Genomic DNA, 12,560 nt, shown 5'->3' on the forward strand with positions numbered 1-12,560 from the left:
GGTCACGGCGAGCGCCGGCAGCACGCGTTACCAACCCACCTGCACCAGCATCCGCAGTCATCACCGCGCAGTCAATGCGTGAGCAGAAACACCATGAGCACCGAAAAAATCAATCTCGACATTCATAAGATTCTCACGCTGCTGCCCCATCGTTACCCGATCCTGCTGGTCGACCGGGTGCTCGAACTCGAGCCGCACAAGAGCATCAAAGCGTTGAAGAACGTGTCGATCAACGAACCGTATTTCCAGGGTCATTTCCCGACGCGTCCGGTGATGCCGGGCGTGCTGATTCTCGAAGCGCTCGCGCAAACGGCGGCTCTGCTGACGTTTTCGGAAGAGCCGAGCGACCCGTCGAACACGCTGTATCTGTTCGTCGGCATCGACGACGCGCGCTTCAAGCGCGTGGTCGAACCGGGCGATCAGCTGATCCTTAACTGCACGTTCGAGCGTCACATGCGCGGCATCTGGAAGTTCAAGGCGCGCGCCGAAGTGGATGGCGTGGTCGCGGCGGAAGCCGACCTGATGTGCGCGGTACGGCACACGGACAAGGACGCTTAACGCGCCTGGCGCTTTAAGCCAGCGTCCGGGCGGTCGGCGGCGTCGCATGCGCGCTGACCTCCCGCCAGATGCCCATCCAGACAACGCAACAGAATCACAAGCGAGGACGCATGAGCAGGATTCATCCCACTGCGATCGTCGAACCGGGCGCACAACTCGACGAATCCGTCGAGGTCGGACCGTATGCCGTGATCGGCGCACATGTGACGATCGGCGCGCGGACCACGGTCGGTTCGCACAGCGTGATCGAAGGTCACACCACGCTCGGCGAAGACAACCGGATCGGCCACTACGCATCGGTTGGCGGCCGTCCGCAGGACATGAAGTACAAGGACGAGCCGACCCGGCTCGTGGTCGGCAACCGCAACACCATCCGCGAGTTCACCACGATCCACACCGGCACGATGCAGGACGCGGGCGTCACCACGCTCGGCGACGACAACTGGATCATGGCGTACGTGCACATCGGGCACGATTGCCACGTCGGCAACAACGTCATTCTGTCGAGCAATGCGCAGATGGCCGGCCACGTGACGATCGGCGACCATGCGATCATCGGCGGCATGTCGGGCGTGCATCAGTTCGTGCGCATCGGTGCGCATTCCATGCTGGGCGGCGCTTCGGCGCTGGTGCAGGACATTCCGCCGTTCGTGATCGCCGCGGGCAACAAGGCCGAGCCGCACGGCATCAATGTGGAAGGTCTGCGCCGCCGCGGTTTCTCGCCGGACGCGATCTCGGCGCTGCGCGCGGCGTACCGCGTGCTGTACAAGAACGGCCTGTCGCTGGAAGAGGCGAAGGTGCAGCTGCGCGAACTCGCGTCCGCGGGTGGCGATGGCGATGCGCCGGTGCAGACGCTGCTCGCGTTCGTCGAAGCGTCGCAACGCGGCATCATCCGCTAACCGATGGCATTGCAACCCAATCCATTGCGCGTCGCGATGGTGGCCGGCGAGCCGTCCGGCGACCTGCTGGCGGCCTCGCTGCTCGACGGCCTCGCGAGCCGTCTGCCTGCCGGCACCCAGTACTATGGGATCGGCGGCCCGCGCATGATCGCCACGGGCTTCGACGCCCACTTCCCCATGGAAAAGCTGTCGGTGCGCGGTTATGTCGAGGCACTGAAGCACATTCCCGGCATCCTCGGCATTCGCAACGAGCTGAAGCGGCAGTTGCTGGCCGAGCCGCCGTCAGTGTTCGTCGGCGTGGATGCGCCCGATTTCAACTTCGGGCTCGAGCATCCGTTGCGCGACGCGGGCATTCCGACTGTTCACTTCGTGTGCCCGTCCATCTGGGCGTGGCGCGGCGGCCGCATCAAGAAGATCGCCAAGGCGGTCGACCACATGCTGTGCGTGTTCCCGTTCGAAACGGCGCTGCTGGAGAAGGCGGGCGTCGCGGCATCGTACGTGGGCCATCCGCTCGCCGACGAAATTCCGCTCGTGCCGGACACGCTCGGCGCACGCCGAACGCTGGGTCTCGCCGAAGACGGGCCGATCATCGCGGTACTGCCGGGCAGCCGGCGCTCGGAGATCGACCTGATCGGGCCGACGTTTTTTGCCGCGATGGAAATGATGCAGCACCAGGAGCCGAGTCTGCGCTTCGTGATGCCGGCGGCCACGCCGGCATTGCGCGAGATGCTGCGGCCGCTGGTCGATTCGCACCCCGGCCTCGCGCTGACCATTACCGACGGCCAGGCGCAACTCGCCATGACCGCCGCCGACGCGATCCTCGTGAAGAGCGGCACCGTGACGCTCGAAGCGGCGCTGCTGAAAAAGCCGATGGTGATCTCATACAAGGTGCCCTGGCTGACCGGCCAGATCATGCGCCGCCAAGGCTATCTGCCGTATGTCGGCCTGCCGAACATCCTGGCGGGGCGCTTCGTGGTGCCGGAGATCCTGCAGCACTTCGCCACGCCGCAGGCGCTGGCCGAAGCCACGCTGAAACAGTTGCGCGACGAGGCCAACCGGCGCACGCTGACGGAAATCTTCACGGAGATGCATCACGTGCTGAAGCAGAATACCGCGCAGCGCGCGGCGGAAGTCGTGGCGAGCGTCATCGAAAACCGGAAGGCGCGGCCGTGACCGCTGCACGCGCACCTCGCCGCAAAACCGTTGCCGGAGCGGCGGCGCAACAGGTCGGCCTGAACTTCGAGACGCCGGACGACGTCGTCTGCGGCGTCGACGAAGCAGGGCGCGGCCCGCTGGCCGGCCCGGTCGTGGCTGCGGCGGTGATTTTCGATCCGTCCAAACCGATGATTCGCGGCCTCGACGATTCCAAAGTGCTGACCGCGAAAAAGCGCGACGAACTGTACGACAAGATCGTCGACCGGGCGCTGGCTTACTGCATCGCTTCGGCAACCGTCGAAGAAATCGATTCGCTGAATATCCTGCACGCCACCATGCTGGCCATGAAGCGCGCCGTGGAAGGCTTATCCGTCGTGCCGACGCTCGTGAAAATCGACGGCAATCGCTGTCCGACGCTGAGCGTGCGCAGCGAGGCGGTGATTGGCGGCGACGCGCTCGTCAAGAGCATTTCAGCGGCGTCGATTCTTGCCAAGGTCACGCGTGACCGGATGCTGCTCGAATTGCATCAGACGTATCCTGTGTACGGCTTCAACGCGCATGCCGGGTACGGCACGCCGCAGCATCTCGCGGCGCTGCGCGAGCATGGGCCTTGCGAGCATCATCGGCGCTCGTTCGCGCCGGTGCGTGAAGCGCATCTGCGCTTCGGCACGGGCGTGCCGCTGCCGGCCGGTGACGTGATCGTCGTGTCCGAAGTGATGCTCGACGACGACGCTTTTGGCGAACGCAACGCCTTCTGAACGATACACAGGCGCTTAATGAGCGCCGCGTGTGACTCACCCTTTCCTCATTCTCACTGCCTTCGCTGCCTGTGAAAGCCATCACCTCGCGGGACAATCCGCTCTACAAGCGCCTGAAGGCACTGGCCGGCTCGACGCATCAACAACGCAAGAGCGGCCACGCGCTGCTCGAAGGGTTCCATCTCGCGAGCGCGTATCTCGACGTCGCCGGGCAACCGGAAATGTGCATCGTCACTGATGGCGCGCTGCGCCACGACGAAGCGCAGGCGATCGTTTCGCGCATCGAAGATCACCGTCTCGTGACGCTGCCGGACGCGTTGTTCGGGCAGTTGTCGAATGTCGTGCATGGCGTCGGCATTCTGCTGCTGGTCGAAAAGCTCGAGGCGCCGCTACCCGACACGGTCACGCAAACCTGCCTCGTCCTCGATGGCGTGCAGGACGCGGGCAACGTCGGCTCGATTCTGCGCAGCGCGGCGGCCGCGGGCATCCAGCAGGTGTTCTGCGCGCCGGGCACGGCCTACGCGTGGTCGTCGAAAGTCTTGCGCTCGGGCATGGGCGCGCACTTCCTGCTACAGATTCATGAAGATGTGGAAGCGCAGGCGTTGATCGAGCGTCTCGCGCTGCCGATCGTGATCACGGACTCGCACGGCGCCGAGGCGATCTACGATTGCGATCTGAGCGGGCCGCTCGCGTGGGTATTCGGCAACGAAGGGGCGGGCGTTTCGCCGATCTGGCGCGACGCGGTCTCGTTGCGAGTGACGATTCCCCAGCCGGGCGGCATGGAGTCGCTGAATGTGGCGGCCGCGGCGGCCGTGTGCGTGTTCGAGCAGTGCCGCCAGCAGCGCGGGCGTAGTTGACGCAGGAGACGTGCGCACTCCGGCGTTCGTCTGCGCTCGAGTCTGTTTCAGGCCGCGGAGCTCAGATCGCGCTCACGCCGTGGCTCGACAACACGCATGTTCTCGCGCGTGCCCGTGCTCAAGACCACCGGGCTCGCGCGACCCACGGGCAAAGGCTCAATAAGAAGGCCGGTCCAGCTTGATTTCCTGCAGGATCGTCGTGGCGATCTCTTCGATCGATTTGTGCGTCGACGACAACCACTTGATCCCTTCACGCCGCATCATCGCTTCGGCTTCGTTGATCTCGTAGCGGCAGTTCTCCGGCGCGGCGTACTTGCTGCCGGGCCGGCGCTCGTTGCGAATCTCCGAAAGCCGCTGCGGATCGATCGACAAGCCAAACATTTTCTGCCGATGCGCGAGCAGCGGCGTAGGCAATTTCCCGCGCTCGAAATCTTCCGGAATCAGCGGATAGTTGGCCGCCTTCACGCCATATTGCATGGCCAGATAGAGGCTGGTCGGCGTCTTGCCGCTGCGCGACACGCCGACCAGGATCACGTCGGCGTCGGCGAGATTGCGGTTCGATTGACCGTCGTCGTGGGCGAGCGAGAAGTTGATCGCCTCGATCCGGTTCTTGTACTCCTCGGTGTCGGCGTTCTGGTGGCCGCGGCCCATCGCGTGGCTCGACTTCAGTTCCAGTTCCTGTTCGAGCGGCTCGACGAAGGTCTGAAACATGTCCAGCACGAGCGCATTCGAGCCTTTGACGATCTGATTCGACGCGCTGTCCACCAGCGTCGTGAAGACGATCGGACGGCGGCCGTCCTGCACGATCGCTTCGTTGATCTTTTCGAGCGTGGCGTAAGCCTTTTCCGTCGAGTCGACGAAGGGTACGCGAACCAGGCGGAATTTCTGGTCGAACTGGGAGAGGATCGAATGCGCGAAGGTTTCGGCAGTGATCCCGGTACCGTCGGAGACGATGAATACGGTGGGCGGCATCAGTGGGGCTGGGGAACGTGAGCGAAAAAACGCGCTCGAATGAAACATCGCTATGGCGACGACGCTGCCCGGTGGCTAACCGGAGGCTGCAGCGGCGTTCAACCAGTGCGCCGTGGGCACCGCAACCGCGCCCGGATGGCGTCTGGGCCTCGCAAAAGCCCGCTGGCCGGTCCGGGGCGCGATTCGAGGCGCAATTCTCGTCCGACTGTCACATTTTCAAAGTCGGCACGGTAGAATAGCGGCAACCTGTTGGATAAGCAATTGCAGGCGATTGGCGTCTAACTCGCCGCGAACGGTCGCTCAACGCCGCGCTTTTGGACGGTAACTTGTGGCGAACGTTGCGGATCGATCGGCAAATTCGCCCTTTCGCCTTCTTCGTCGCGCATTCGGCGCTTCGGGCAATGTGCAGCGATTGCTTCTCCAACAGGTTGTGCAAGACGCGAGGTCACGCTTCCAATGGGCGTCTCGCGTTCGAGCCCACTTGCACAGCCGTGAATTTCTTTCACACTTAGGGGCTTGTATGACTAACGCAGTTACCGTCGCAAAGGATAAGGCGTATGTAGTTCCGTTCGAGCAGTTGCGGATGACCGACGTGGAAATCGTCGGTGGCAAGAACGCGTCGCTTGGTGAGATGATCAGTCAGCTCGCCGAAGCGGGCGTGCGTGTGCCGACCGGTTTCGCCACTACGGCACTGGCTTTCCGCGACTTCCTGCATCACAACAACCTGACCGAACGCATCGCCAAACGTCTCGAGACGCTCGACGTCGACGACGTGAAGTCGCTTGCCGAAGCGGGCAAGGAAATCCGTCAATGGATCGTCGACGCGCCGTTCCAGCCGCAGCTCGAGGCCGACATCCGCGCGGGTTTCGACACCCTGCAAAACAGCTCGCCTGAAGAACTGTCGTTCGCCGTGCGTTCGTCGGCAACGGCGGAAGACTTGCCGGACGCATCGTTCGCGGGTCAGCAGGAAAGCTACCTCAACGTGGTCGGCATCGAAGAGGTGCTTGATCGCATGAAGCACGTGTTCGCGTCGCTGTACAACGACCGTGCCATCTCCTATCGCGTGCACAAGGGCTTCACTCACGCTGAAGTCGCGTTGTCGGCGGGCGTGCAGCGCATGGTGCGCTCGGACGTCGGCGCGGCCGGCGTGATGTTCACGCTGGACACCGAATCGGGCTTCAAGGACGCGGTCTTCATCACGTCGAGCTATGGTCTCGGTGAAACCGTGGTGCAAGGCGCGGTGAATCCGGACGAGTTCTACGTTTACAAGACCACGCTCGCGCAAGGCAAGTACCCGATCATCCGCCGCTCGATCGGCTCGAAGCTGATCAAGATGGAATTCACCAAAGCCGGCGAAGAAGGCCGCGTGAAGACCGTCGACGTGCCGCACGAGCAGCGCAACCGCTTCTCGATCACGGACGAAGACGTGATCGAGCTGGCCAAATACGCCGTCATCATCGAAAAGCACTACGAGCGTCCGATGGACATCGAGTGGGGTAAGGACGGCCGCGACGGCAAGATATTCATCCTGCAGGCGCGTCCGGAAACGGTGAAGAGCCAGGCGGCGGGCAAGGCCGAGCAGCGCTTCAAGCTGAAGGGTCAATCGAACGTGCTGGCCACTGGCCGCGCGATCGGTCAGAAGATCGGCGCGGGTCCGGTGCGCGTGATTCACGATCCGTCGGAAATGGACCGTGTGCAGCCGGGCGACGTGCTGGTCGCCGACATGACGGACCCGAACTGGGAGCCGGTCATGAAGCGCGCTTCTGCCATCGTCACGAATCGTGGTGGCCGCACCTGCCACGCGGCGATCATCGCGCGTGAACTGGGTGTGCCGGCAGTGGTCGGCTGCGGCGACGCGACCGACGTGCTGAAGGAAGGCGCGCTGGTTACGGTGTCGTGCGCGGAAGGCGACGAAGGCAAGATCTACGACGGCCTGCTCGAAACCGAAATCACCGAAGTGCAGCGCGGCGAACTGCCGCCGATTCCGGTGAAGATCATGATGAACGTGGGCAACCCGCAACTGGCCTTCGACTTCTCGCAACTGCCGAACGCAGGCGTGGGTCTCGCGCGGCTCGAGTTCATCATCAACAACAACATCGGCGTTCACCCGAAGGCGATTCTCGAGTATCCGAACATCGATCAGGACTTGAAAAAGGCCGTGGAAAGCGTCGCTCGCGGTCACGCATCGCCGCGCGCGTTCTACGTCGACAAACTGACCGAAGGCATCGCCACGATCGCGGCCGCGTTCTATCCGAAGCCCGTGATCGTGCGTCTGTCGGACTTCAAGTCGAACGAGTACAAGAAGCTGATCGGCGGTTCGCGCTACGAGCCGGACGAAGAAAACCCGATGCTGGGTTTCCGTGGCGCGTCGCGCTACATCGCCGACGACTTCGCTGAAGCGTTCCAGATGGAATGCATCGCGCTAAAGAAGGTGCGTGAAGAGATGGGCCTCGACAACGTCGAGATCATGGTGCCGTTCGTGCGTACGCTGAAGCAGGCGGAGCGCGTGGTCGGGCTGCTGGCGAAGTACGGCCTGAAGCGCGGCGAAAATGGCCTGCGCCTGATCATGATGTGCGAAGTGCCGTCGAACGCGATTCTCGCTGAAGAATTCCTGCAATTCTTCGACGGCTTCTCGATCGGCTCGAACGACCTGACGCAGCTCACGCTCGGCCTCGACCGCGACTCCGGCATGGAACTGCTGGCGGTGGATTTCGACGAACGCGATCCGGCGGTCAAGTTCCTGTTGAAGCGCGCGATCGACACGTGTCTGCGACTGGACAAGTACGTCGGTATTTGCGGCCAGGGCCCGTCGGATCATCCGGACTTCGCGCAATGGCTGACCGATGAAGGCATCAAGTCGATCTCGCTGAACCCGGATACGATCATCGAGACGTGGCAGCAACTGGCAGACTCGGCGAAGCAGTAAGTCGAGCGGCGTGCCGCTTCCTGAGCGGCACGCATAACGCACGATGCGGTAGGTCAAGCGCACGTCGAATGCACGTGAAACCGTGCTGCACCGCCCGTTAAAATGCCCTCGCTTCGTGCTATAAACACCCCGGTAGATCCGGGGTGTTTTGCTTTGTGGAGGTCGACGTGGCGCCAGGTGGATTGTTCTGGTGGATCGGGGCGGGGGTGCTGGTCGTGCTGGAGTTGCTCAGCGGCACGTTCTATCTGCTGATGATCGCGTTGGGCTGCGTGGCGGCCGCGCTGGCGCACCTCGCGGGCGCGGCGACCGACGTGCAGTTCGCGGTCGCGGCCGTGGTGGCGCTGGCGGCGGTCCTGCTGCTCAGGCGTTCGCGGTTCGGCCGCCGAACGCGCAAGGAGGCGTCGCGCAACCCGGACGTCAATCTCGACATCGGTCAGACGCTGGCCGTGCCGGCGTGGCACGAGCGGCGGGCGCGCGCCGATTATCGCGGCGCGGCATGGGATGTCGAACTGGCTGCCGGCGAACCCGAAGACGCGCAGCTCTACGAAATCACGGAAATGCGCGGCAGTTGCCTCGTCGTCGTGGCGGCGCGTCATTCGAACACTCGGGCCACCGCGGTCTGAGCACCAACGCGTCATACGCGCAGCACACACAATTATTCGAACCAAGGACCGGAGGGCAGTAATGGATTCGACCATCGTCGGGGCGGTGCTTCTGATCATCGTGATCGTACTGGCGGCGCAAACCATCAAGATCGTGCCGCAGCAGCATGCCTGGGTACTGGAGCGGCTCGGCCGTTATCACCGTACGCTGACGCCGGGCTTGAGCTTCGCGTTTCCGTTCGTCGACCGGATCGCTTATAAGCACATCCTCAAGGAAATTCCGCTCGAGGTGCCGAGCCAGGTCTGTATCACGCGCGACAACACGCAGTTGCAGGTGGATGGCGTGCTGTACTTTCAGGTTACCGATCCCATGAAGGCGTCGTACGGGTCGAGCAACTTCGTGTTCGCGATCACGCAGCTGTCGCAAACCACGCTGCGCTCGGTGATCGGCAAGCTCGAACTCGACAAGACGTTCGAAGAGCGCGACTTCATCAATCACAGCATCGTGTCGTCGCTCGATCAGGCCGCGACGAACTGGGGCGTGAAGGTGCTGCGCTACGAGATCAAGGATTTGACGCCGCCCAAGGAAATTCTCCACGCCATGCAGGCGCAGATCACCGCCGAGCGCGAGAAGCGCGCGCTCATCGCCGCTTCGGAAGGGCGCAAGCAGGAGCAGATCAATATCGCGTCTGGCGGCCGTGAGGCGGCGATCCAGAAGTCCGAGGGGGAGCGGCAGGCGGCGATCAACCAGGCGCAAGGTCAGGCGTCGGCGATTCTGGCCGTGGCCGAAGCCAACTCGCAGGCAATTCAGAAGATCGCGGCGGCGATCCAGTCAAATGGCGGGATGGAAGCCGTGAATCTCAAGGTGGCCGAACAATACGTGAACGCGTTCGGCAATCTGGCGAAGCAGGGCACCACGCTGATCGTGCCGGGCAATCTCGCGGATATGAGTTCGATGATTGCGTCGGCGCTGACGATCGTGAACAAAGGGAAGGGCGCGACTGAGGTGCGCTGAGTGCGCTGGTGCGCCGACTGAGGTCACGCAACGACTGTGCTGACTACGCCGCCTGAGCTCAACGCGCCGGCTGCGCGCAACGCGCGGACCACACTCAACGCGCCGGCTTCGTCCACCGCACAAACCACGCTGAACGCGCCAGTTGCGCGGCCTGCGCTTTCACACTTGCTGAAAAAAGAAATGGCCCGCGGGCTATGCGGGCCATCTTCAATTTGAACGCTTGCGGGCCCGGTTGCGCGCCGCTTGCAGGTCGATCGGAGCGCACTGGCGCAAAACGCAGCGCGGCATATCTCAACGCCGCCCGCCGCTACTCAGACCAAAGGTCCGATCAACTCGGCGAGCGCATCAGACGCGCCTTTTCACGTTCCCAATCGCGCTTCTTCTCAGTCTCGCGCTTGTCGTGCTGCTTCTTACCCTTGGCCAGACCGATCTCGCACTTAACGCGGCCGCCCTTGTAGTGGAAGTTCAACGGCACCAGCGTGTAGCCACGCTGCTCGACTTTGCCGATCAGTTTGCTGATCTCTTCGCTATGCAGGAGCAGCTTGCGCGTGCGGACCGGGTCGGGGTTGATATGGGTCGAGGCTTCGGGCAGCGGGCTGATGTGCGTGCCGATCAGGAACAGTTCGTTATTCTTGATAACGACGTAACCTTCCTTGATCTGGCCGCGCCCGGCGCGCAGCGCCTTGACCTCCCATCCTTCGAGCACGAGCCCTGCTTCGTAGCGTTCTTCGACCGAGTAGTCGTAGAAGGCTTTCCTGTTGTCGATAATGCTCATGAATGGAAAGTGCCCAACTCGTTTAAAATCACGATTTTAGCAAAGCGGGGCAAGGAAAGCCCGCTGCGCTCGTCCACCCTTGCCACGCGCTGTTCAATTTATGGCAGATGTCCAGAAAACCGTGTTGATCCGCCATTCGGCGGAACAGATGTTCGACCTCGTCACCGACGTCGCCGATTACCCCAACTTCCTGCCTTGGTGCGGGGGAGTCGAAATCCGCCGCCGGGACGAAACCGGCATGGAGGCGAAGATCGATATCAACTTCAAGGGCATCAAGCAGCACTTCGCCACGCGTAACAGCATGGAGCGGCCCACGCGCATCGATATGGAATTCGCGGACGGCCCGTTTCGCAAGTTCACCGGTTTCTGGCGTTTCACGCCGCTGCGCGCCGACGCCTGCAAGATCGAATTCGCGCTGCACTACGAATTCACCAACATCATTCTCGAGAAGATCATTGGCCCGGTGTTCAATCACATTGCCAATACCTTTGTCGAATCGTTCGTGAAGCGCGCCGACCAGCGCTACGGTAAGGCATGAGCGCGCGCTTGTCGATTGAAGTCTGCTACGCGTCGGCCGGCGAGCAGGCGCTGATTGCCGTGGAATTGCCGGCAGGCGCCACGCTGCAGCAGGCGCTGGACGCGAGCGGCATCTTGCGGCGTTTCCCGCAGATCGATCTGGGCACGCAGAAAGTGGGCGTGTTCGGTAAGCTCAAGCCGCTAGACGCGGTGTTGGCCGACCACGATCGCGTGGAGATTTACCGGCCGTTGCTGGTCGATCCGAAGGTTTCGCGTCAGCGGCGCGTCGAGAAAACCCGCAAAGCGGGTTCGATCGAAGGGCGTCGCTGGCAGAACAAGGATTCGCGATAGGCGGGTTTCGCCTGGCCGGGCGGACTCTTCGGCCGCGCTTTGCCTCAAGACGCCGACACCTGCGCCTTCTTCTTGATCGGCGCGACCGCGGACGTATCGTCGTCCGCATGCTGGCGCACCGACCAGCACACACCGGCCACCAGCAATAGAATCGCCGCCAGTTCCAGCGGACGCGGCAGACGCTGGTCATAAATGAACGCGTAAAGCAGCGCGAAGAGCGTCTCGAACACGATCATCTGGCCGGAGAGCGTCAGTGGCAGCCGTTTCGATGCGGCATTCCACAGCCCATTGCCGAGCCACGATGCGCCGATCGCGAGGCCCAGATTGAGCATCCAGAAGGTGTGCCAGCGGCCGTCGGCCAGCTCGCCGTGCGGGCCGCCCGCCGGCAGCACAGCGATGACGAGCCACAGCGCCGCGCCGAGCGCGCCCGTCACCACGCCCCACAGAACCGACCACTCATTGCCGCTGAAATGCGTCTGACGCTGCAGGTACCGGGCGTTTTCGACCGCGAACCACGTCCAGCACCCGAGCGCGCCGACCGCGCAGGCCAGCCCGGTCAGCTTGGTGGCGATGCTCACCGGCGTGCTGTCCGCCACCGTAAACACATCGATGTTGATGCACACGATGCCCGCCATCACCATCGCGAGCGGCCAGGCGAGGCGTGCGAGCGGCACCGCGCCGTGATCGCGCCGGCCCAGCAGCGTCACCGTGACGGGCAGCACGCCGACGATCAGCGAGGCCGGCGCGATGCCGATCAGGTGCACGGCCGCCGTCAGCAGCAGGTAGTAGAGGAGGTTGCCGGCCAGCGCCAGTTTCACCAGCGCGCCGAGATCCTCGCGAGTGAGGCGTTTGACGAGCGAGCGCGCGATGGGCAGCGCGGCGGCCAGCGAGACGATGCCGTACATCGTGTAGCGGCCGGCGCTCAAAAGCAGCGGCGAAAAGTCCGGCAGCACGCGCGGCGCCAGAAAAACCATTCCCCATAAGGCCCCGGCCATTACTCCATATGCCACACCGCGCTGCATCGACTGCCCCTGCAAAAAAACTGGAATGGTCGGCAGAATAGCCGGTCGGCGGCCCAGGCGTCTTGTTCGATTCTGCATTCGGGCAGCTTTTGTGCGGTTTCAGCACGCGTTTTCCTCTGCTCGACGGACCTCGCGCGCCCGGCCGGCCGAACGC

The 12,560-nt window shown here is 63.1% G+C and carries 13 protein-coding genes; 10 read left to right on the forward strand and 3 right to left on the reverse strand.

The annotated features are described in order from the left end of the window. The first annotated feature begins 93 nt into the window (after nucleotides 1-93). The 5 genes from fabZ to RI103_RS07875 all read left to right on the forward strand — a co-directional run bounded on the left by fabZ (nucleotide 94) and on the right by RI103_RS07875 (nucleotide 4,227). Entirely contained in the window at nucleotides 94-558 is a 465-nt protein-coding gene (fabZ, locus tag RI103_RS07855) for a 3-hydroxyacyl-ACP dehydratase FabZ (RefSeq protein ID WP_310814780.1), read from the forward strand. A 110-nt stretch (nucleotides 559-668) separates the two neighbouring features. Further along, nucleotides 669-1,457 carry an acyl-ACP--UDP-N-acetylglucosamine O-acyltransferase gene (gene lpxA / locus RI103_RS07860; RefSeq protein ID WP_310814781.1) on the forward strand — a complete coding sequence of 263 codons (789 nt, stop codon included), beginning with the start codon at nucleotides 669-671 and terminating at the stop codon, nucleotides 1,455-1,457. A gap of 3 nt (nucleotides 1,458-1,460) precedes the next feature. Further along, entirely contained in the window at nucleotides 1,461-2,630 is a 1,170-nt protein-coding gene (lpxB, locus tag RI103_RS07865; RefSeq protein ID WP_310814782.1) for a lipid-A-disaccharide synthase, read from the forward strand. Next, nucleotides 2,627-3,370 carry a ribonuclease HII gene (gene rnhB / locus RI103_RS07870; protein WP_310814783.1) on the forward strand — a complete coding sequence of 248 codons (744 nt, stop codon included), beginning with the start codon at nucleotides 2,627-2,629 and terminating at the stop codon, nucleotides 3,368-3,370. Before lpxB ends, rnhB begins: the two co-directional genes overlap by 4 nt. Nucleotides 3,371-3,441: 71 nt before the next feature. Beyond that, nucleotides 3,442-4,227 (forward strand): RNA methyltransferase, encoded by a 786-nt coding sequence (locus tag RI103_RS07875; RefSeq protein WP_310814784.1) that lies wholly within the window; start codon nucleotides 3,442-3,444, stop codon nucleotides 4,225-4,227. Nucleotides 4,228-4,383: 156 nt separating this feature from the next. Here the strand turns inward: RI103_RS07875 and RI103_RS07880 are convergent, their stop codons facing one another. Then, the gene (locus RI103_RS07880; RefSeq protein WP_012433432.1) at nucleotides 4,384-5,199 is read right to left on the reverse strand and encodes a pyruvate, water dikinase regulatory protein; all 816 of its coding nucleotides are present in this window, start codon (nucleotides 5,197-5,199) and stop codon (nucleotides 4,384-4,386) included. Between the two features lie 520 nt (nucleotides 5,200-5,719). Here RI103_RS07880 and ppsA point away from each other — a divergent pair. The 3 genes from ppsA to RI103_RS07895 all read left to right on the forward strand — a co-directional run bounded on the left by ppsA (nucleotide 5,720) and on the right by RI103_RS07895 (nucleotide 9,742). Next, nucleotides 5,720-8,125 carry a phosphoenolpyruvate synthase gene (gene ppsA / locus RI103_RS07885; protein ID WP_310814785.1) on the forward strand — a complete coding sequence of 802 codons (2,406 nt, stop codon included), beginning with the start codon at nucleotides 5,720-5,722 and terminating at the stop codon, nucleotides 8,123-8,125. A gap of 167 nt (nucleotides 8,126-8,292) precedes the next feature. Beyond that, nucleotides 8,293-8,748 carry an NfeD family protein gene (locus RI103_RS07890; RefSeq protein ID WP_310814786.1) on the forward strand — a complete coding sequence of 152 codons (456 nt, stop codon included), beginning with the start codon at nucleotides 8,293-8,295 and terminating at the stop codon, nucleotides 8,746-8,748. 61 nt (nucleotides 8,749-8,809) lie between these two features. Continuing rightward, entirely contained in the window at nucleotides 8,810-9,742 is a 933-nt protein-coding gene (locus tag RI103_RS07895; RefSeq protein ID WP_310814787.1) for an SPFH domain-containing protein, read from the forward strand. Nucleotides 9,743-10,070: 328 nt separating this feature from the next. Here the strand turns inward: RI103_RS07895 and smpB are convergent, their stop codons facing one another. Beyond that, complete coding sequence (gene smpB / locus RI103_RS07900) at nucleotides 10,071-10,517, reverse strand: SsrA-binding protein SmpB (protein WP_042323149.1); 447 nt, start codon at nucleotides 10,515-10,517, stop codon at nucleotides 10,071-10,073. Between the two features lie 100 nt (nucleotides 10,518-10,617). On the opposite strand from smpB, the gene RI103_RS07905 reads away from it, so the two are divergent. Next, the gene (locus RI103_RS07905) at nucleotides 10,618-11,055 is read left to right on the forward strand and encodes a type II toxin-antitoxin system RatA family toxin (RefSeq protein ID WP_012433427.1); all 438 of its coding nucleotides are present in this window, start codon (nucleotides 10,618-10,620) and stop codon (nucleotides 11,053-11,055) included. Then, on the forward strand, nucleotides 11,052-11,384 hold the full coding sequence (locus RI103_RS07910) for an RnfH family protein (protein WP_310814788.1): 333 nt from the start codon (nucleotides 11,052-11,054) through the stop codon (nucleotides 11,382-11,384). The genes RI103_RS07905 and RI103_RS07910 overlap by 4 nt, the downstream gene beginning before the upstream one ends. Before the next feature lie 44 nt (nucleotides 11,385-11,428). Here RI103_RS07910 and RI103_RS07915 read toward each other — a convergent pair whose 3' ends face one another. Next, on the reverse strand, nucleotides 11,429-12,406 hold the full coding sequence (locus RI103_RS07915) for a DMT family transporter (protein WP_310814789.1): 978 nt from the start codon (nucleotides 12,404-12,406) through the stop codon (nucleotides 11,429-11,431). Nucleotides 12,407-12,560: the final 154 nt, after the last annotated feature.

It is taken from the genome of Paraburkholderia sp. FT54 (assembly GCF_031585635.1).
Taxonomy (GTDB): Bacteria; Pseudomonadota; Gammaproteobacteria; order Burkholderiales; family Burkholderiaceae; genus Paraburkholderia.

Coding starts and splice junctions, on each gene's coding strand:
- fabZ (WP_310814780.1), top strand. CDS start 94: ATGAGCACCGAAAAAATCAATCTCGACATTCATAAGATTCTCACGCTG.
- lpxA (WP_310814781.1), top strand. CDS start 669: ATGAGCAGGATTCATCCCACTGCGATCGTCGAACCGGGCGCACAACTC.
- lpxB (WP_310814782.1), top strand. CDS start 1,461: ATGGCATTGCAACCCAATCCATTGCGCGTCGCGATGGTGGCCGGCGAG.
- RI103_RS07880 (WP_012433432.1), bottom strand. CDS start 5,199: ATGCCGCCCACCGTATTCATCGTCTCCGACGGTACCGGGATCACTGCC.
- ppsA (WP_310814785.1), top strand. CDS start 5,720: ATGACTAACGCAGTTACCGTCGCAAAGGATAAGGCGTATGTAGTTCCG.
- RI103_RS07895 (WP_310814787.1), top strand. CDS start 8,810: ATGGATTCGACCATCGTCGGGGCGGTGCTTCTGATCATCGTGATCGTA.
- smpB (WP_042323149.1), bottom strand. CDS start 10,517: ATGAGCATTATCGACAACAGGAAAGCCTTCTACGACTACTCGGTCGAA.
- RI103_RS07905 (WP_012433427.1), top strand. CDS start 10,618: ATGGCAGATGTCCAGAAAACCGTGTTGATCCGCCATTCGGCGGAACAG.
- RI103_RS07910 (WP_310814788.1), top strand. CDS start 11,052: ATGAGCGCGCGCTTGTCGATTGAAGTCTGCTACGCGTCGGCCGGCGAG.
- RI103_RS07915 (WP_310814789.1), bottom strand. CDS start 12,406: ATGCAGCGCGGTGTGGCATATGGAGTAATGGCCGGGGCCTTATGGGGA.